Genomic DNA, 19,460 nt, shown 5'->3' on the forward strand with positions numbered 1-19,460 from the left:
TATCACGCTTCAGTCAGTTCAGGCTGAGGCGTTTCTACTCCCTCCGCATGAATCAACATTAGACTCGGATGATGCCACAAACTCGCTGGCGTAACCGTTTTACGATCCCACGGAATTGCGCCTAAGAACCAGAATTTCCAGAAAGTGAGTTTTGCATTCGGATTGCTATTTAACAGTTCTCCAAACGTCTCTATTTCGCCCACCGGAATACATAGCGCCTCTTTATAAATATCAAAGACAAATTTTGAACAGAACTGGCGTGAAGATTCGTATTTAAAACCGGTGTGGTAGAGTTTATTCAACCGTCCAGGGACCTTTTCGACAAGAGCAAGTTTTTGCTCTGCGGTTAAACCGCCAGCAAGGCTGGCGGACACCGTAGCGTTGATCGGTCGACCGCTCAATAAATCTTGATAATGTCGTGATTGTGGAGAGCGGAACCCGACTTTCCGCAACCAGGTAATCATCACCGTCATGTCCGATGATTATCCCCACATGGTTGCTCCAGCATTTCGAGGCTGCAGAGATTTGCCCAAACAGGCGAGCACCGATGCAGGTAAAAACAATATCACCGGTTTCATATTTGGCAGGGTAATTTATTTTCACTATATCAATCCATTAATTATATATGAAATAGCATCTTTTTTTCGAGCAGGTAAAGAATTAGCATTGTATCGTGATAATGACAAGGAGTGTTTTATGCGGTTATTAATTAATATGATAATGATAGTTGCGATCGTTCAATGTGTGAATGTATTTGCTCATGATAATGCCATTCGCTACCCCTGGCGTTATGGCAGAATTTCTTTAAATGAGAAAGGGGATATTGTTCCTCAAATTATTCATATAAGTGATGATATCTACGGCGTGGGTGAAATTGGTGCGAGCCTTAACGATGCGAGAATGGCGCAAAGTGGTGTCACCGTGAGACTTCGTGTTATACAGCAGGGGCAGGAGGTGAGTGCTTTACTGGATTTCTACAATAGCAAGAATCAACCCGCTTATATATTTGAAGGTGGTTTGATGCCTTGCAATAAAGCCTTTGACATCACAACAAGCAACATTGTCCTTGATGGGATGTGTGGAATTTATGATGGGGTCGATGGCTGGCAAGTTATTCCTGCGGGTGAGCATTATAAAGAATCATTTTCACTCACTCAGGCTTTTGAATTTTTGCCGGGAAAACATCATTATAAAATTAATGCCGGAAGTTTTATCATCAGAGTCGGGGATGATATTTTTGCAAGAGAAGATGCCGAAAGCATTCTTTTTGATTTGATTAACTGGCGATATGGCGATGCGCTAAAAAGTTATGAAAGGGTGTCAAAGTGGGATTTAATGGCTGGGACTTATGCACTGCCTGAATACTCTGGGACTAACAGAATGGATGAGTATCGGATTTACTCAAACCAGGTTTCGATTGATCTTAATGGTGACGAGTTAGCGCATACGGAATCTTATCAGTGGCGAATTGATAGCGGAATGATCCCAGAAAAATTTAATGTGCAGGGGTTGGGCGAATGAAAGCATTCACTCAATGAAGGATTAATGGATGAGAAGCGCAGCACTGGCATTATCTTCTTTTTATTCACACAGTTCGTTATCGCGAGCTATAACGCCTTATTTAGCGATCTCGTCGAAGCTAACGCCGCCGCTTTTGTCATAATGCCCGGAACAATATCGCTGCTTTATCTGTTATTGCCCTTTAACACCTTCTGCTGGGGATATCGATTGGGATGTATGGCGATATCGATACTTCTTACGTGCATCACCAATCAGTGGCATCTGGTCGATGGCAATAAGGAATGGGTACTGATAGCGCAAGTGACATTGTTTATGACATGTATGGGGCTCAGGAGAACGGCTCATCGCCAACGTTATCTCTCGGTAGCAGTGCTGCTTTTCATCTTATGCGCAATGGGTGTTACCTGGCAGTACTGGCTCGAAAGTCAATTTCATAACGCAAATGTGTGTATTGTTGATGATGGACGCAGTTGTGGTGCAAGCGGACGCTGTTTTCAGTACTATGCCGCCAGCAAGTGTGATACCAACAAGGTTATTATACCTTCGTTATTTGAGTCTGAAGAATACGTCAATATCTGGTATAGCTCATCAAAAGGGATTCCGGTTATGAATTTTGAAGGGATGAAAGGCAAGTCAGAGCATTACTTTTTGTGTGGTGTGACGCTGGAATATAGAAACCCGATTGGCAGAATACAGTGCAATTAGTATTCATCTGGTGCGCAGGTTACCCAAAAAGAATCTCTGCACATCAATTTTTGTTTCATCCCTCGCTGGATATCTATCCAGCATTTTTTTATGATACACCTTTGTATCATAGCCATTAACGCAGGAGCGTCATGTGATAGGCAGACTCAGAGGCATCATCATTGAAAAACAACCCCCGCTGGTGTTAATTGAAGTGGGCGGCGTAGGCTATGAAGTGCATATGCCGATGACCTGTTTTTATGAACTCCCTGAAGCGGGTCAGGAAGCGATCGTTTTCACCCACTTTGTGGTGCGTGAAGACGCGCAACTGCTGTACGGTTTTAACAATAAACAAGAGCGCACGTTGTTCAAAGAGTTGATCAAAACCAACGGCGTCGGCCCGAAGCTGGCGCTGGCGATCCTCTCCGGAATGTCAGCGCAGCAGTTCGTTAATGCCGTTGAGCGTGAAGAAGTGGGGGCACTGGTGAAACTGCCGGGTATTGGCAAAAAAACCGCCGAGCGTTTAATTGTCGAAATGAAAGACCGATTTAAAGGTTTGCATGGCGATCTGTTTACCCCGGCCGCCGATCTGGTGCTCACGTCGCCTGCCAGCCCGGCAACCGATGATGCTGAACAGGAAGCGGTTGCTGCGCTGGTGGCGCTGGGCTATAAACCACAAGAAGCCAGCCGCATGGTGAGCAAAATCGCCCGCCCTGACGCCAGCAGTGAAACATTAATTCGCGAAGCCCTACGCGCCGCGTTATGAGGTAAAGGATGATTGAAGCAGACCGTCTGATTTCTGCCGGTACGACTTTGCCGGAAGATGTAGCAGATCGCGCCATTCGCCCCAAATTACTGGAAGAGTATGTTGGTCAGCCGCAGGTTCGTTCACAGATGGAGATTTTCATCAAAGCAGCGAAACTGCGCGGCGACGCCCTCGATCATCTGTTGATTTTTGGCCCTCCGGGTTTAGGTAAAACCACGCTTGCTAATATTGTCGCCAATGAAATGGGCGTTAATTTACGCACGACTTCCGGTCCGGTGCTGGAAAAGGCCGGCGATCTGGCAGCAATGCTCACTAACCTTGAACCACATGACGTGCTGTTTATTGATGAGATCCACCGTCTTTCACCAGTGGTGGAAGAGGTGTTGTATCCGGCAATGGAAGACTACCAGTTAGATATCATGATTGGTGAAGGTCCGGCGGCACGCTCCATTAAAATTGATTTGCCCCCGTTTACCCTGATTGGCGCAACCACGCGCGCAGGTTCGCTGACATCACCGTTGCGCGACCGTTTTGGTATTGTGCAACGTCTGGAGTTTTATCAGGTGCCAGATCTGCAATATATTGTCAGTCGTAGTGCACGCTTTATGGGGCTTGAGATGAGTGATGACGGCGCGCTGGAAGTTGCTCGTCGCGCTCGCGGTACGCCACGCATTGCCAACCGTCTGCTGCGTCGAGTGCGTGATTTCGCCGAAGTGAAGCACGATGGCACCATCTCGGCAGATATCGCCGCCCAGGCGCTGGATATGCTGAATGTCGATGCTGAAGGTTTTGATTATATGGACCGCAAATTGTTGCTGGCGGTAATCGATAAGTTCTTTGGTGGGCCGGTAGGTCTGGATAACCTGGCGGCGGCTATTGGCGAAGAACGTGAAACCATTGAGGATGTGCTGGAGCCTTATCTGATTCAGCAAGGCTTTTTGCAGCGTACACCACGCGGGCGTATGGCGACAGTGCGGGCATGGAACCATTTCGGCATCACACCGCCAGAAATGCCGTAGGTCGGTTCGGTCGCTCGTGCCGCATCCGACATTGGCAGTGTGCCTGATGCGACGCTGTTCGCGTCTTATCAGGCCTACCAGATATAGCGAACCGTAGGTCATAAGGCGCTCGCGCCGCATCCGACACTGGCAATGTGCTTGATGCGACGTCGTTCGCGTCTTATCCGACAATTGTGTTTAGGTACAAATTAGCTGGCCTGTTTTTTCATCATACTCAAAATAAACAACAGCGCAGCACATAGCACCACTGACGGACCCGCAGGCGTATCGTAAAACGCTGAAAAAGTTAAACCGCCAGTTACAGCAATCATCCCCACTAAAACGGCGACACCTGCCATCTGTTCCGGCGTACGGGCAAAACGACGTGCGGTAGCAGCCGGAATGATCAGCAGCGAGGTAATAATCAACGCCCCGACAAATTTCATTGCCACACCAATCGTCAATGCTGTTACCAGCATCAACAGCAATTTCACTCGCTGTAATTTCACGCCATCGACAAATGCCAGGTCCGGGCTAATGGTCATCGACAGTAAATTACGCCATTGCCAGAACAGAATTGCCACCACAATGACCACGCCAATGGCGATGGAGATGAGATCTTCCGGCGTCACTGCCAGCAAATCACCGAACAGGTATGCCATCAAGTCAACGCGAATGTTAGACATCAGACTGACAACGACCAGGCCCAGCGACAAGGCACTGTGCGCCATAATTCCCAATAACGTGTCGATCGCCAGCTGTGGACGCTTCTCCAGCCATACCAGACCGCCCGCCAGCAGCAGCGTAACGGCAATCACTGCATAGAAGGGATTCACGTCCAGCAACAGACCAAACGCCACGCCAAGTAAAGACGCATGGGCCAGCGTATCGCCGAAATAAGACATACGACGCCAGACAACAAAAGAACCCAAAGGACCTGCGGCACAGGCCAGCATAATCCCGGCTAACCAACCGGGAAATAATAATTCAATCATGAGCGATCACTTCCCCGACGCAGAACAATTCGCCCCTGTAAATCGTGGCGGTGATTATGATGATGGCGATAAATACCCAGCTGTTCAGCTCCGCGAGGCCCGAACATCGAAATAAATTCCGGATGCAGGGAAACGACTTCTGGTGTGCCAGAACAACAGATGTGATGGTTCAGGCAAAGTACTTCATCGGTTTTTGCCATCACCAGATGCAGATCGTGAGATACCATTAAAACGCCACAGTCCAGTTCGCGACGTAACTGGTCAATAAGGTCATATAACGCCACCTGACCATTCACATCCACGCCCTGGGTGGGTTCGTCCAGAACTAATAACTGGGGCTGATTTAACAATGCGCGCGCGAGTAGTACACGCTGCGTTTCACCGCCAGAGAGCTTTTGCATTGGCGCGTCAATAAGATGCCCAGCCTGAACGCGTTTTAGTGCAGGCAGAATATCTTCCTTATGTGTTCTGGGGCGTAAGCGTAAAAAACGGTTTACGGTCAGTGGCAACGTGGTGTCGAGATACAGCTTCTGCGGCACATAACCAATGCGCAGTTTTCCGTGGCGCTTGATAACACCTTCATCTGGTGTAACCAGCCCGAGAACAACCCGAACCAGTGTCGACTTACCTGCGCCGTTCGGCCCAAGTAAGGTCAAAATTCTACCAGGCTTGAGTTCCAGCGACACATCAGAGAGGACGCGGCGTTGGCCAAATGAAACCGAGACATTTTCCAGGGAAACCAGACTTGTCATGTTAATTTTAGTCTTGCAGTAGTCATGAAATGTTATAATATCACACTTCTTATATTCATTACGATGATTGGTCGCATTATGTTACATAAAAAAACGCTTCTTTTCGCAGCATTATCTGCTGCTCTCTGGGGCAGTGCAACTCAGGTAGCAGAAGCTGCCGTTGTCGCTTCGCTTAAACCTGTTGGATTCATTGCTTCCGCTATTGCTGATGGAGTAACAGAGACGGAGGTGTTACTTCCTGATGGGGCCTCTGAACATGATTATTCACTGCGTCCATCTGATGTAAAACGCTTACAGAACGCGGACTTAGTTGTCTGGGTTGGACCGGAAATGGAAGCGTTTATGCAAAAGCCCGTGAGTAAATTACCCGAAGCGAAGCAGGTAACCATTGCGCAGCTTGAGAGTGTAAAACCGCTGCTGATGAAAAGCATTCACGACGCTGATGATGATCATGACCACGCGGAAAAAAGTGACGAAGATCACCATCACGGCGATTTCAACATGCACGTTTGGCTTTCCCCAGAGATAGCGCGGGCTACAGCGGTTGCAATCCATGGAAAATTAGTGGAACTTATGCCGCAAAGTCGAGCCAAACTTGACGCCAACCTGATGGAATTTGAGGCACAATTAGCTTCAAGTAGGAAACAGGTTGGTAACGAGCTCGCGCCGCTCAAGGGAAAAGGTTATTTCGTTTTTCATGATGCTTACGGCTACTTCGAAAAACAATTCGGACTGACACAGCTTGGTCACTTTACCGTAAACCCTGAGATTCAACCTGGCGCGCAGCGTTTACATCAAATAAGAACACAGTTGGTTGAGCAAAAAGCAACCTGCGTTTTTGCTGAGCCACAGTTCAGGCCTGCGGTCGTTGAAAGCGTCGCACGAGGGACATCCGTTCGTATGGGAACGTTGGATCCCCTTGGGACGAATATCAAACTGGGCAAAACAAGCTATTCAGAATTCCTGAATCAATTAGCTAACCAGTACGCGAGCTGCCTGAAAGGAGATTAATGAGGAAGTGATTACGTGCAACAGATAGCCCGCTCTGTCGCCCTGGCGTTTAATAATTTACCGCGACCACACCGCGTTATGTTGGGGTCGCTTACCGTTCTTACTCTGGCCGTCGCTGTCTGGCGGCCTTATGTTTACCACCGAGACGCCTCGCCTATTGTCAAAACCATTGAGCTTGAACAGAACGAAATTCGTTCTCTCTTACCTGAGGCCAGTGAGCCGATTGATCAAGCCGCGCAAGAAGATGAAGCCATTCCCCAGGACGAACTCGACGACAAAATCGCTGGTGAAGCCGGCGTTCATGAATATGTCGTTTCTACGGGCGACACGTTAAGTAGCATCCTTAATCAATATGGTATTGAGATGGGTGATATCACCCAACTTGCTGCTGCTGATAAAGATCTGCGTAACCTGAAAATTGGTCAACAACTTTCCTGGACATTAACCGCTGATGGCGAGTTACAGCGTCTGACCTGGGAAGTGTCTCGCCGCGAAACCCGTACCTATGACCGCACCGCCGCTAATGGTTTTAAAATGACCAGCGAAATGCAGCAAGGGGAGTGGGTTAACAATCTGGTGAAAGGAACCGTTGGGACAAGTTTTGTTGCCAGCGCCAAAAATGCAGGTTTAACCAGTGCTGAAGTGAGCGCGGTGATTAAAGCAATGCAGTGGCAGATGGACTTCCGCAAAGTGAAAAAAGGTGACGAATTTGCGGTATTAATGTCACGTGAGATGCTTGATGGCAAACGTGAACAAAGCCAACTGCTGGGCGTGCGTTTGCGTTCAGAAGGCAAAGATTACTATGCTATTCGCGCTGAAGATGGCAAATTCTACGACCGCAACGGCACTGGCCTGGCGAAAGGGTTCTTACGATTCCCGACGGCAAAACAGTTCCGCATTTCGTCTAACTTTAACCCGCGTCGTCTGAACCCGGTAACCGCTCGCGTTGCGCCGCACAGAGGCGTTGATTTTGCGATGCCGCAGGGTACGCCGGTGCTTTCGGTGGGAGACGGTGAAGTGGTAGTTGCTAAACGCAGTGGCGCAGCGGGTTATTATGTCGCGATTCGTCATGGTCGCAGCTACACCACGCGTTATATGCACCTGCGTAAGATTCTGGTTAAACCGGGGCAGAAAGTGAAGCGTGGCGATCGTATCGCGCTTTCCGGTAACACCGGGCGTTCAACTGGGCCACATCTGCATTATGAGGTATGGATTAACCAGCAGGCGGTGAACCCGTTGACAGCGAAACTGCCGCGTACTGAAGGGCTGACCGGTTCAGATCGTACCGATTTCCTGGCGAAGGCCAAGGAGATTGTACCGCAGCTACAGTTTGATTGATTAATACCCATTGGCAGCCGGTACGCAGTCAGTGCCGGCTTTTTTATTTGGTGCGGGGCAAGTTGCGCCGTTACACTACCACCAGATTGATTATTGCCTTATCCGAAACTGGAAAAGCATGGAAACGAAAAAAAATAATAGCGAATATATTCCTGAGTTTGATAAATCCTTTCGTCACCCTCGTTACTGGGGAGCCTGGTTGGGCGTGGCGGCAATGGCCGGTATTGCCTTAACACCAGCGAAATTCCGTGATCCAATTCTTGCGCGGTTGGGGCGTTTTGCCGGAAGACTGGGTAAAAGCTCACGTCGTCGGGCGTTGATCAATCTGTCTCTCTGCTTTCCCGAACGTAGCGAAGCCGAACGCGAAGCGATTGTGGATGAGATGTTTGCCACCGCGCCGCAAGCGATGGCAATGATGGCTGAACTGGCGATACGTGGGCCGGAGAAAATCCAGCCTCGCGTCGACTGGCAGGGGCTGGAGATCATCGAAGAGATGCGGCGTAACAACGAGAAAGTGATCTTTCTGGTACCGCACGGCTGGGCAGTTGATATCCCCGCTATGCTGATGGCCTCACAAGGGCAGAAAATGGCAGCGATGTTCCATAATCAGGGCAACCCGGTTTTTGATTATGTCTGGAACACGGTGCGTCGTCGTTTTGGTGGTCGTCTGCACGCGAGAAATGATGGTATTAAACCTTTCATCCAGTCGGTTCGTCAGGGCTACTGGGGCTATTATTTACCGGATCAGGATCATGGACCTGAACACAGCGAATTTGTTGATTTCTTCGCAACGTATAAAGCAACGCTGCCAGCAATTGGTCGCCTAATGAAAGTATGTCGCGCGCGTGTCGTTCCGCTGTTCCCAATCTATGATGGCAAGACCCATCGTCTGACGATTCAGGTTCGTCCACCGATGGATGACCTGTTAGAGGCGGATGACGCTACCATTGCGCGGCGTATGAATGAAGAAGTCGAGATTTTTGTTGGTCCGCGACCAGAGCAGTACACCTGGATTTTAAAATTGCTGAAAACGCGCAAACCGGGCGAAATCCAGCCGTATAAGCGTAAAGATCTTTATCCCATCAAATAAAAAAAGCCTCTCGTGAGGAGAGGCCTTCGCCTGATGATAAGTTCAAGTTTGCTTCAGAAGATTAGAAATCTATTGAATTATCATTGAACTGTAGGCCGGATGAGGCGTTTTCGCCACATCCGGCAACGTACTTACTCTACCGTTAAAATACGCGTGGTATTCGTCGAACCCACGGTACTCATCACGTCGCCCTGGGTGACAATCACCAGATCACCAGACATCAGGTAGCCTTTATCGCGCAGCAGATTTACTGCTTCGCTGGCAGCAACCACGCCTTCATTTGCACTGTCAAAATAGACCGGCGTAACACCACGATAAAGCGCAGTCAGGTTCAGAGTGCGTTCATGACGAGACATGGCGAAAATCGGCAGACCGGAGCTGATACGGGAAGTCATCAGCGCGGTACGACCGGATTCGGTCATGGTGATGATCGCGGTAACGCCTTTCAGGTGGTTAGCCGCGTACATTGCGGACATCGCGATAGCTTCTTCCACATTGTCGAACTGAACGTCCAGGCGGTGTTTAGACACATTGATGCTCGGGATTTTTTCGGCACCCAGGCAAACACGCGCCATTGCAGCAACGGTTTCAGATGGATACTGACCTGCGGCGGTTTCCGCAGACAACATTACGGCGTCAGTACCATCCAGAACGGCGTTCGCCACGTCCATGACTTCTGCACGCGTCGGCATTGGGTTGGTAATCATCGACTCCATCATCTGGGTAGCAGTAATGACTGCGCGGTTCAGCTGACGCGCGCGACGAATCAGCGCTTTCTGAATCCCAACCAGTTCCGGATCGCCAATCTCTACGCCGAGGTCGCCACGTGCGACCATCACCACGTCAGAAGCGAGGATAATGTCGTCCATTGCATCCTGGCTGCAAACGGCTTCCGCACGTTCAACTTTGGCGACAATTTTCGCATCACAACCTGCATCGCGCGCCAGACGACGAGCATAATTCAGATCTTCGCCGCAGCGTGGGAAAGAGACAGCCAAATAATCTACGCCAATCAATGCCGCAGTTTTAATGTCTGCTTTGTCTTTCTCTGTCAGCGCTTCAGCAGACAGACCACCACCGAGTTTGTTGATACCTTTATTATTGGAAAGAGGGCCGCCGACGGTCACTTCGGTGAACACTTTCAGGCCCTGAACTTCCAGTACTTTTAACTGTACGCGACCGTCGTCCAGCAGCAGAATGTCGCCAGGCACGACGTCAGCAGGCAGACCTTTATAGTCGATACCGACTTTTTCTTTATCGCCTTCACCTTTGCCCAGGTTGGCATCCAGCAGGAATTTATCCCCAATATTGAGGAAAACCTTACCTTCTTTAAAAGTTGATACGCGAATCTTTGGCCCCTGAAGGTCACCGAGAATAGCCACATGACGACCCAGTTTTGCGGCAATTTCACGAACTTTATCCGCGCGCATTTTATGGTCTTCAGGCGAGCCATGAGAAAAGTTCATTCGTACGACGTTTGCACCCGCTGCGATGACCTTTTCAAGGTTATTATCGCGATCGGTAGCTGGGCCTAACGTGGTAACGATTTTGGTTCTGCGAAGCCTTCTGGACATGTAATACTCCGTTGACTGAAACAACCAGGTGTTGCTTGAACATGAATTCGCATAAACTAAAACCATTATGGTTGTAATTTAAACACATGCGAATATCGTATAAGGATAGAACAGTGATAATCGATTTAGCGATCGTCACTCAATTTAAGTAACTGCTTATCAAAGCGCGATTCCTTGAGCGCTTCCTTGACCCGCTTCAAGTTATCTCTGAATTTTGTGCCGCGTCGCAAAGTAAATCCTGTTGCCAGCACATCTATCACGGTCAACTGCGCAAGTCGAGACACCATGGGCATATAAATGTCAGTATCTTCAGGTACGTCGAGGGTAATTGCCAGCGTTGCTTCCCGGGCGAGTGGCGTACCGGCGGAGGTGAGGGCAATTACCATCGCGTCGTTTTCCCGTGCTAACTGCGCCAGTTCAACCAGATTTTTGGTTCTTCCGGTGTGAGAAATCAGCACAACCACGTCTCCGTCGCTACAATTCATACAACTCATGCGTTGCAACACAATATCGTCGGAGTAAACCACTGGAACATTAAAGCGAAAAAACTTATTCATCGCATCGTGGGCGACGGCGGCAGAAGAGCCCAGACCGAAAAAGGCGATTTTTTTGGCCTGAGTCAGGAGATCGACGGCACGGTTGACGGCAGATTTGTCCAGCGAGTGACGGACGTGATCGAGCGTGGCCATTGCCGACTCAAATATTTTCCCCGTGTATGAATCAACGCTGTCATCTTCATTAACGTTGCGATTAACATAGGGCGTGCCATTTGCCAGGCTTTGTGCCAGATGGAGTTTAAAATCAGGAAAACCGCGGGTGTCCATGCTGCGACAGAAACGATTCACCGTTGGTTCGCTAACATTGGCCTCAAGTGCCAGAGCAGCAATACTCGAATGGATCGCGTTGTCAGGCGAAGCAAGAATGACCTCGGCGACTTTTCGTTCTGATTTGCTCAAATGTTCCAGTTGAGACTGGATTTTTTCCAGCATATTCATGATGTAAAGAGACTCACGGTAATGACGATTTCCACACTGAAAGAAATCGAAATGCAGTTTGGTCTGATATTACGCCTGTGTGTCGTATTAATGACAAAAGCGGATAAAAAAGTTGTCATTTTTTTTCATAACATGATCAGGGTCAGATTTTTACCCAATGGAAAACGATGATTTTTTTATCAGTTTTGCCGCACTTTGCGCGCTTTTGCCGTAATCGCACGGGTGGATAAGCGTTTACAGTTTTCGCAAGCTCGTAAAAGCAGTACAGTGCACCGTAAGAAAATTACAAGTATACCCAGGCTTAAGTACCGGGTTAGTTAACTTAAGGAGAATGACATGGCGGTAACGCAAACAGCCCAGGCTTGTGACCTGGTCATTTTCGGCGCGAAAGGCGACCTTGCGCGTCGTAAATTGCTGCCTTCCCTGTATCAACTGGAAAAAGCCGGTCAGCTCAACCCGGATACCCGTATTATCGGCGTAGGGCGTGCTGACTGGGATAAAGCGGCATATACCAAAGTAGTCCGCGAAGCGCTGGAAACCTTCATGAAAGAAACTATTGATGAAGGTTTATGGGACACCCTGAGTGCACGTCTGGATTTTTGTAATCTCGATGTCAATGACACCGCTGCATTCAGCCGTCTTGGTGCGATGCTGGATCAAAAAAATCGTATTACCATTAACTACTTTGCCATGCCGCCAGGCACTTTTGGCGCAATCTGCAAAGGGCTTGGTGAGGCGAAACTGAACGGCAAACCGGCGCGTGTGGTGATGGAAAAACCGCTGGGGACGTCGCTGGCGACCTCGCAGGAAATCAACGATCAGGTTGGCGAATACTTCGAGGAGTGCCAGGTATACCGTATCGACCATTACCTTGGTAAAGAAACGGTGCTGAACCTGTTGGCGCTGCGTTTTGCTAACTCCCTGTTTGTGAACAACTGGGACAACCGCACTATTGATCATGTTGAGATTACCGTGGCAGAAGAAGTGGGGATCGAAGGGCGCTGGGGCTATTTTGATAAAGCCGGTCAGATGCGCGACATGATCCAGAACCACCTGCTACAAATTCTCTGCATGATTGCGATGTCTCCGCCGTCTGATCTGAGCGCAGACAGCATCCGCGATGAAAAAGTGAAAGTACTGAAGTCTCTGCGCCGCATTGACCGCTCCAACGTACGCGAAAAAACCGTACGCGGGCAATACACTGCGGGCTTCGCCCAGGGCAAAAAAGTTCCGGGTTACCTGGAAGAAGAGGGCGCGAACAAAAGCAGTAACACGGAAACCTTCGTGGCTATCCGTGTCGATATCGACAACTGGCGCTGGGCTGGCGTACCGTTCGTACCTGCGTACCGGTAAACGTTTGCCGACCAAATGCTCTGAAGTGGTGGTCTATTTTAAAACGCCAGAGCTCAATCTGTTTAAAGAGTCGTGGCAGGACCTGCCGCAGAACAAACTGACTATCCGTCTGCAACCTGATGAAGGCGTGGATATTCAAGTGTTGAACAAGGTTCCTGGTCTTGATCACAAACATAACCTGCAAATCACCAAGCTGGATCTGAGCTATTCAGAAACCTTTAATCAGACGCATCTGGCAGATGCTTATGAACGTCTGCTGCTGGAAACCATGCGCGGTATTCAGGCGCTGTTTGTACGTCGTGATGAAGTGGAAGAAGCCTGGAAATGGGTGGACTCCATTACTGAAGCATGGGCGATGGATAACGATGCGCCGAAACCGTATCAGGCCGGAACCTGGGGACCGGTTGCTTCGGTGGCGATGATTACCCGTGATGGCCGTTCCTGGAATGAGTTTGAGTAATATCTGCACTCATCCTTTATGGTTATTTTACCGGTAACATGATCTTGCACAGATTGTAGAACAATTTTTACACTTTCAGGCCTCGTGCGGATTCACCCACGAGGCTTTTTTTATTACACTGACTGAAACGTTTTTGCCCTATGAGCTCCGGTTACAGGCGTTTCAATCATAATACCCATGTATGAAACGCGTTGTGAATCATCCTGCTCTGACAACTCAATTTCAGGAGCCTTTATGAATCCACAATTGTTACGCGTAACAAATCGAATCATTGAACGTTCGCGCGAGACTCGTTCTGCTTACCTCGCCCGGATCGAACAAGCGAAAACTTCGACCGTTCATCGTTCGCAGTTGGCATGCGGTAACCTGGCTCACGGTTTCGCCGCTTGCCAGCCAGAAGACAAAGCCTCCCTGAAAAGCATGTTGCGTAACAATATCGCTATCATCACCTCCTACAACGACATGCTCTCCGCCCACCAGCCTTATGAACATTATCCAGAGATTATTCGTAAAGCACTGCATGAAGCTAATGCGGTTGGCCAGGTTGCGGGTGGTGTTCCGGCGATGTGTGATGGTGTCACCCAGGGGCAGGATGGTATGGAACTATCTCTGTTAAGCCGCGAAGTGATTGCGATGTCTGCGGCTGTGGGGCTGTCCCATAACATGTTTGATGGCGCGCTGTTCCTCGGCGTGTGCGATAAGATTGTCCCAGGGCTGACGATGGCAGCGCTGTCGTTCGGTCATCTGCCTGCGGTATTTGTGCCGTCAGGTCCGATGGCAAGCGGGTTGCCAAATAAAGAAAAAGTGCGTATTCGCCAGCTTTATGCCGAAGGGAAGGTGGATCGAATGGCACTGCTGGAGTCAGAGGCTGCGTCTTATCATGCCCCTGGTACATGTACTTTCTACGGTACTGCCAACACCAACCAGATGGTGGTGGAGTTTATGGGGATGCAGTTGCCGGGCTCTTCTTTTGTTCATCCGGACTCCCCGTTACGTGATGCATTAACCGCAGCCGCTGCGCGCCAGGTTACACGCATGACCGGCAACGGCAATGAATGGATGCCGATCGGTAAGATGATCGACGAGAAAGTGGTGGTGAACGGTATTGTTGCACTGCTGGCGACCGGTGGTTCTACTAACCACACCATGCACCTGGTGGCGATGGCGCGTGCAGCCGGTATTCAGATTAACTGGGATGACTTCTCTGACCTTTCTGATGTCGTACCTCTGATGGCGCGTTTGTATCCAAACGGTCCGGCCGATATTAACCACTTCCAGGCGGCGGGTGGTGTACCGGTTCTGGTGCGTGAGCTGCTCAAGGCGGGCCTGTTGCATGAAGATGTCAATACGGTGGCGGGCTTTGGTCTTTCGCGCTATACCCTCGAACCGTGGCTGAATAACGGCGAGCTGGACTGGCGCGAAGGTGCAGACAAATCGCTCGACAGCAATGTGATTGCTTCCTTTGAACAACCTTTCTCGCATCATGGCGGGACAAAAGTGTTAAGCGGCAACCTGGGCCGTGCCGTCATGAAAACCTCTGCAGTGCCGGTTGAAAACCAGGTGATTGAAGCGCCTGCTGTTGTTTTTGAGAGCCAGCATGACGTTATGCCTGCTTTTGAAGCGGGTATGCTGGACCGTGATTGTGTGGTTGTTGTCCGCCATCAGGGGCCAAAAGCGAACGGAATGCCAGAATTACATAAACTCATGCCGCCACTTGGTGTATTATTGGACCGGCGTTTCAAAATTGCGTTAGTTACCGATGGACGACTCTCTGGTGCTTCAGGTAAAGTGCCGTCAGCTATCCACGTAACACCAGAAGCCTACGATGGTGGGCTGCTGGCAAAAGTGCGCGATGGGGACATCATTCGTGTGAATGGACAGACAGGCGAACTGACGCTGCTGGTAGACGAAGCTGAACTGGCTGCTCGCGAACCGCACATTCCTGACCTGAGCGCGTCACGCGTGGGAACAGGACGTGAATTATTCAGCGCCTTGCGCGAAAAACTGTCCGGTGCCGAACAGGGCGCAACCTGTATCACTTTTTAAGACGACAAAATTTGTAATCAGGCGAGAGAAAACTCTGATGAAAAACTGGAAAACAAGTGCAGAATCAATCCTGACCACCGGCCCGGTTGTACCGGTTATCGTGGTAAATAAACTGGAACACGCGGTGCCAATGGCAAAAGCGTTGGTTGCTGGTGGGGTGCGCGTTCTGGAAGTGACTCTGCGTACGGCGTGTGCAGTTGATGCTATCCGCGCTATCGCCAAAGAAGTGCCGGAAGCGATTGTCGGTGCCGGTACGGTGCTGAATCCGCAGCAACTGGCAGAAGTAACTGAAGCGGGCGCGCAGTTCGCAATCAGCCCGGGTCTGACTGAACCACTGCTGAAAGCGGCGACAGAAGGGACTATTCCTCTGATTCCAGGTATCAGCACTGTTTCCGAACTGATGCTGGGTATGGACTACGGCCTGAAAGAGTTCAAATTCTTCCCGGCAGAAGCTAATGGCGGCGTGAAAGCACTGCAGGCAATTGCGGGTCCGTTCTCTCAGGTTCGTTTCTGCCCGACTGGCGGTATTTCTCCGGCTAACTACCGTGATTACCTGGCGCTGAAAAGCGTACTGTGCATTGGTGGTTCCTGGCTGGTTCCGGCAGATGCGCTGGAAGCGGGCGATTACGAGCGCATTACTAAGCTGGCGCGTGAAGCAGTAGAAGGCGCGAAGCTGTAACAGTCAAAATGCCCGATCGTGGATCGGGCATTTTTGTCGCGTTTTTGCCAGATTTAACCTTGTACTTTTACCTGTGCGGCGGCGTGCTTCGCGCGTTCAATCGCTTCATCAACACTTTCTGCTGTAGCCAGCGCAACCCCCAGACGACGGCTACCATCAATTTCCGGCTTACCAAATAAACGAATCTGCAAACCTGCGCCAACGGCCTTCTGCACGTTGTCAAACGTGACATTCTGGCTGGTCAGTTGCGGCAGGATAACGGCTGAAGCGGCAGGACCATACTGGCGAATCCCGCCCACCGGCAGTCCCAGGAAAGCACGCACATGCAGGGCAAACTCAGAAAGATCCTGAGAAATTAACGTCACCATCCCGGTGTCATGCGGGCGAGGGGAGACTTCACTAAAAATCACCTCATCACCACAGACAAACAATTCGACACCAAACAGCCCATAACCACCCAGTGCAAGTACCACCTTGCGGGCAATCTCCTGCGCACGTTCGAGGGCCAGTGGACTCATTTGCTGCGGTTGCCAGGATTCACGATAGTCACCGTCTTCCTGGCGATGACCTACAGGCGCACAGAAATGAACACCATCTACCGCGCTGACGGTCAGCAGGGTAATTTCGAAATCAAACTTAACGACGCCTTCAACAATCACGCGACCCGCTCCGGCGCGACCACCTTGCTGGGCGTACTCCCATGCCTGAGTCAGTTGTTCGGCAGAGCGAATAAACGTCTGCCCCTTGCCGGAAGAACTCATCACCGGTTTAACAATGCAGGGATAGCCAATGGCGGCGACCGCCTCGCGGAAAAGGTCTTCGCTATCAGCAAAACGATAAGTTGAAGTGGGAAGCTGAAGCTCTTCCGCAGCCAGACGACGAATACCTTCGCGGTTCATCGTCAATTGTGTTGCACGCGCGCAGGGGACAACATTTAGCCCTTCCTCTTCAAGCTGGATCAGCATATCGGTAGCAATAGCTTCGATCTCCGGCACGATATAATGTGGTTTTTCCAGTTCAACAACACGGCGCAATGCGTCGCCATCCAGCATATTAATGACATGGGCGCGATGCGCGACATGCATGGCGGGCGCGTCGGCGTAGCGATCGACCGCAATCACCTCTACGCCGAGGCGTTGGCATTCGATAGCCACTTCTTTACCCAGTTCACCGGAGCCCAATAACATCACGCGAGTTGCTGCCGGACGCAGCGCAGTGCCTAATAACGTCATAACGAATATCCCCTGATTAATTCCGCGTGAAGTATAAACGAAAACGTTTGCGCGTGTCTTTATTGCTTGATTGCTTGCGTTGATTTCTCGACTGAAAAGAAATACACTGTATAAAATTACAGTTATGATGAGAGGCTGCAAATGGCGGTTGAAATTAAATACGTAGTCATTCGTGAGGGCGAAGAGAAGATGTCGTTTACCAGCAAAAAGGAAGCCGATGCTTATGACAAAATGCTCGATACAGCGGATCTACTCGACACATGGTTGGCGAATTCTCCGGTGACAATGGAAGACGAGCAGCGTGAGGCGCTTTCTTTGTGGTTGGCGGAACAAAAAGATGTGCTTAGTACCATTCTGAAAACCGGCAAATTACCTTCTCCCCAGGTGGTCGATACTGACACGGATGGGGAAGGTGAAACCCACGCCGCCTGAAGCAACTTGCGCTCCTGATAATTTGTACCATGCTTTCTCCTGAATCATTGTGCTATGGAGAAAAACATGAAAAAAAGAGGAGCGTTGTTGGGGCTGTTGTTGGTATCCGTCTGTGCATCAGTTTTCGCTGCCAATAACGAAACCAGCAAGTCGGTAACTTTCCCGAAATGTGAAGGTTTAGATGCAGCCGGAATCGCTGCGAGTGTAAAACGTGATTATCAGCAAAACCGCGTGGCGCGCTGGGCCGACGATCAAAAAATCGTCGGTCAGGCCGATCCGGTGGCGTGGGTTAGTTTGCAGGATATTCAGGGGAAAGATGATAAATGGTCGGTACCGCTGACCGTGCGTGGTAAAAGTGCCGATATTCATTATCTGGTTAATGTGGATTGTAAAGCGGGAATGGCGGAATATCAGCGGCGCTAATGGCTTCTGGTAATTCGGTTTACCGTTGGCGGATGCGGCGCGAGCGCCTTATCCGCCCAACAATGCACTAACTCCCCAGAATCCTGATAAGAAACGCCAGGTTCGCATAAGACAATCACAATCAAATCTACAAGCCTCAAATTAATCACATCACCCGGCACCTTACCTGACGTGAATTTCCTGTGAGGACTGCCTCCCGTCCCGCTTATTTGCGCATCTTTTGTCTCTATATACACTTTCTGACATCCTCATTCGCTATGCTATTGCCATTAAAATGGTGAATTGAGGAGCAAAAATGGCTAACTGGTTAAATCAACTGCAATCCCTTCTTGGGCAAAGCAGTTCTTCCTCTTCGTCTACAGATCAGGGATTGGGAAAACTTTTAGTACCCGGCGCATTAGGCGGGTTGGCAGGGCTGCTGGTTGCGAATAAATCAGCGCGTAAACTATTAACGAAATACGGTACAAACGCGTTGCTGGTCGGTGGCGGAGCGGTCGCCGGTACAGTACTGTGGAACAAATACAAAGATAAAATTCGTGCGGCACATCAGAACGAACCGCAATTCGGCACTCAAAGTACGCCGCTGGATGAACGTACAGAACGTTTAATCCTCGCCCTGGTTTTTGCTGCCAAAAGCGATGGTCATATCGATAGTAAAGAACGCGCGGCTATCGACCAGCAATTGCGTGAAGCTGGTGTTGAAGAGCAGGGGCGTGAACTTATCGAACAGGCAATCGAGCAACCATTGGATCCGCAGCGCCTGGCCCAGGGGATTCGCAACGAAGAAGAGGCACTGGAGATCTATTTCCTGAGCTGTGCGGCTATTGATATTGACCATTTTATGGAGCGCAGTTACCTGAATGCACTGGGGGATGCGCTGAAAATTCCCCAGGAAGTCCGTGAAGGAATTGAACGCGATCTCGAACAGCAAAAACGCACTTTGTCTGAATAATATCTCACTCCGTATAGCCTGATATGCCTGTTTATCGGGCTATACAAAACCGCACAGCTATTTGAGCGAATTAATTTTCGCTGGCGACATCCTTTCGATTTTCACGCCATTACCTGTCATCATCTATACAATGACCGCCCTGTTTCGCTTGCATCCCGG

17 protein-coding genes and 2 pseudogenes are annotated in these 19,460 nt (G+C 49.9%); 13 read left to right on the forward strand and 6 right to left on the reverse strand.

From position 1 onward, the window contains the following. Positions 1-2: 2 nt before the first annotated feature. Positions 3-564: pseudogene (locus tag AACU94_RS07125) on the reverse strand (YebB family permuted papain-like enzyme). Between AACU94_RS07125 and AACU94_RS07130 the strand changes: the two are divergent. From AACU94_RS07130 to ruvB, 4 genes are all read left to right on the forward strand, one after another. Beyond that, a complete protein-coding gene (locus AACU94_RS07130; protein ID WP_240726445.1) occupies positions 472-1,521 on the forward strand; it encodes a hypothetical protein in 1,050 nt (349 codons plus the stop codon). The pseudogene AACU94_RS07125 and the gene AACU94_RS07130 overlap by 93 nt on opposite strands. Positions 1,522-1,545: 24 nt before the next feature. Continuing rightward, complete coding sequence (locus tag AACU94_RS07135; RefSeq protein WP_135489174.1) at positions 1,546-2,226, forward strand: hypothetical protein; 681 nt, start codon at positions 1,546-1,548, stop codon at positions 2,224-2,226. A gap of 133 nt (positions 2,227-2,359) precedes the next feature. Beyond that, positions 2,360-2,971 (forward strand): Holliday junction branch migration protein RuvA, encoded by a 612-nt coding sequence (gene ruvA, locus AACU94_RS07140; RefSeq protein ID WP_000580323.1) that lies wholly within the window; start codon positions 2,360-2,362, stop codon positions 2,969-2,971. A gap of 8 nt (positions 2,972-2,979) precedes the next feature. Then, positions 2,980-3,990, forward strand: coding sequence for a Holliday junction branch migration DNA helicase RuvB (gene ruvB, locus AACU94_RS07145; protein ID WP_000568522.1), 1,011 nt, complete (start codon positions 2,980-2,982; stop codon positions 3,988-3,990). Between the two features lie 188 nt (positions 3,991-4,178). Here ruvB and znuB read toward each other — a convergent pair whose 3' ends face one another. Together znuB and znuC are read right to left on the reverse strand one after the other, a co-directional pair. Further along, the gene (znuB, locus tag AACU94_RS07150) at positions 4,179-4,964 is read right to left on the reverse strand and encodes a zinc ABC transporter permease subunit ZnuB (protein WP_130208494.1); all 786 of its coding nucleotides are present in this window, start codon (positions 4,962-4,964) and stop codon (positions 4,179-4,181) included. Next, the gene (znuC, locus tag AACU94_RS07155; RefSeq protein WP_130259907.1) at positions 4,961-5,716 is read right to left on the reverse strand and encodes a zinc ABC transporter ATP-binding protein ZnuC; all 756 of its coding nucleotides are present in this window, start codon (positions 5,714-5,716) and stop codon (positions 4,961-4,963) included. Before znuC ends, znuB begins: the two co-directional genes overlap by 4 nt. Positions 5,717-5,794: 78 nt before the next feature. Here znuC and znuA point away from each other — a divergent pair, with 78 nt between their 5' ends. The 3 genes from znuA (at position 5,795) to lpxM (ending at position 9,155) form a co-directional block, all read left to right on the forward strand. Next, positions 5,795-6,727, forward strand: a complete 933-nt coding sequence (znuA, locus tag AACU94_RS07160; protein ID WP_135489256.1) for a zinc ABC transporter substrate-binding protein ZnuA — start codon at positions 5,795-5,797, stop codon at positions 6,725-6,727. Positions 6,728-6,742: 15 nt separating this feature from the next. Continuing rightward, positions 6,743-8,065 carry a murein DD-endopeptidase MepM gene (mepM, locus tag AACU94_RS07165; protein ID WP_130223543.1) on the forward strand — a complete coding sequence of 441 codons (1,323 nt, stop codon included), beginning with the start codon at positions 6,743-6,745 and terminating at the stop codon, positions 8,063-8,065. 118 nt (positions 8,066-8,183) lie between these two features. Further along, positions 8,184-9,155 carry a lauroyl-Kdo(2)-lipid IV(A) myristoyltransferase gene (gene lpxM, locus AACU94_RS07170; RefSeq protein ID WP_130208491.1) on the forward strand — a complete coding sequence of 324 codons (972 nt, stop codon included), beginning with the start codon at positions 8,184-8,186 and terminating at the stop codon, positions 9,153-9,155. 131 nt (positions 9,156-9,286) lie between these two features. Here the strand turns inward: lpxM and pyk are convergent, their stop codons facing one another. Both pyk and hexR read right to left on the reverse strand, forming a co-directional pair. Then, positions 9,287-10,729, reverse strand: coding sequence for a pyruvate kinase (gene pyk, locus AACU94_RS07175; RefSeq protein WP_130218706.1), 1,443 nt, complete (start codon positions 10,727-10,729; stop codon positions 9,287-9,289). Between the two features lie 125 nt (positions 10,730-10,854). Next, positions 10,855-11,724, reverse strand: a complete 870-nt coding sequence (hexR, locus tag AACU94_RS07180) for a DNA-binding transcriptional regulator HexR (protein ID WP_130218708.1) — start codon at positions 11,722-11,724, stop codon at positions 10,855-10,857. Between the two features lie 336 nt (positions 11,725-12,060). Between hexR and zwf the strand changes: the two are divergent. The 3 genes and pseudogenes from zwf (at position 12,061) to kdgA (ending at position 16,262) form a co-directional block, all read left to right on the forward strand. Continuing rightward, a pseudogene (gene zwf / locus AACU94_RS07185) lies at positions 12,061-13,537 on the forward strand (glucose-6-phosphate dehydrogenase). Between the two features lie 234 nt (positions 13,538-13,771). Continuing rightward, complete coding sequence (edd, locus tag AACU94_RS07190) at positions 13,772-15,583, forward strand: phosphogluconate dehydratase (protein WP_130208487.1); 1,812 nt, start codon at positions 13,772-13,774, stop codon at positions 15,581-15,583. A 37-nt stretch (positions 15,584-15,620) separates the two neighbouring features. After that, positions 15,621-16,262, forward strand: a complete 642-nt coding sequence (gene kdgA / locus AACU94_RS07195) for a bifunctional 4-hydroxy-2-oxoglutarate aldolase/2-dehydro-3-deoxy-phosphogluconate aldolase (RefSeq protein WP_130257657.1) — start codon at positions 15,621-15,623, stop codon at positions 16,260-16,262. Between the two features lie 53 nt (positions 16,263-16,315). On the opposite strand, the gene purT is transcribed toward kdgA, so the two are convergent. Then, positions 16,316-17,494: a formate-dependent phosphoribosylglycinamide formyltransferase gene (gene purT / locus AACU94_RS07200; RefSeq protein ID WP_135489175.1), complete on the reverse strand. Its 1,179-nt coding sequence runs from the start codon at positions 17,492-17,494 to the stop codon at positions 16,316-16,318. Positions 17,495-17,635: 141 nt separating this feature from the next. On the opposite strand from purT, the gene yebG reads away from it, so the two are divergent. The 3 genes from yebG to AACU94_RS07215 all read left to right on the forward strand — a co-directional run bounded on the left by yebG (position 17,636) and on the right by AACU94_RS07215 (position 19,301). Next, a complete protein-coding gene (gene yebG, locus AACU94_RS07205) occupies positions 17,636-17,926 on the forward strand; it encodes a DNA damage-inducible protein YebG (protein ID WP_130208483.1) in 291 nt (96 codons plus the stop codon). A gap of 66 nt (positions 17,927-17,992) precedes the next feature. After that, positions 17,993-18,349: a protein YebF gene (yebF, locus tag AACU94_RS07210; RefSeq protein WP_135487656.1), complete on the forward strand. Its 357-nt coding sequence runs from the start codon at positions 17,993-17,995 to the stop codon at positions 18,347-18,349. Positions 18,350-18,644: 295 nt separating this feature from the next. Continuing rightward, positions 18,645-19,301 (forward strand): tellurite resistance TerB family protein, encoded by a 657-nt coding sequence (locus tag AACU94_RS07215; RefSeq protein ID WP_130218718.1) that lies wholly within the window; start codon positions 18,645-18,647, stop codon positions 19,299-19,301. The last annotated feature ends 159 nt before the right edge of the window (positions 19,302-19,460 follow it).

This window comes from Escherichia sp. E4702, from assembly GCF_963883545.1.
In the GTDB taxonomy this organism is placed as follows: Bacteria; Pseudomonadota; Gammaproteobacteria; order Enterobacterales; family Enterobacteriaceae; genus Escherichia.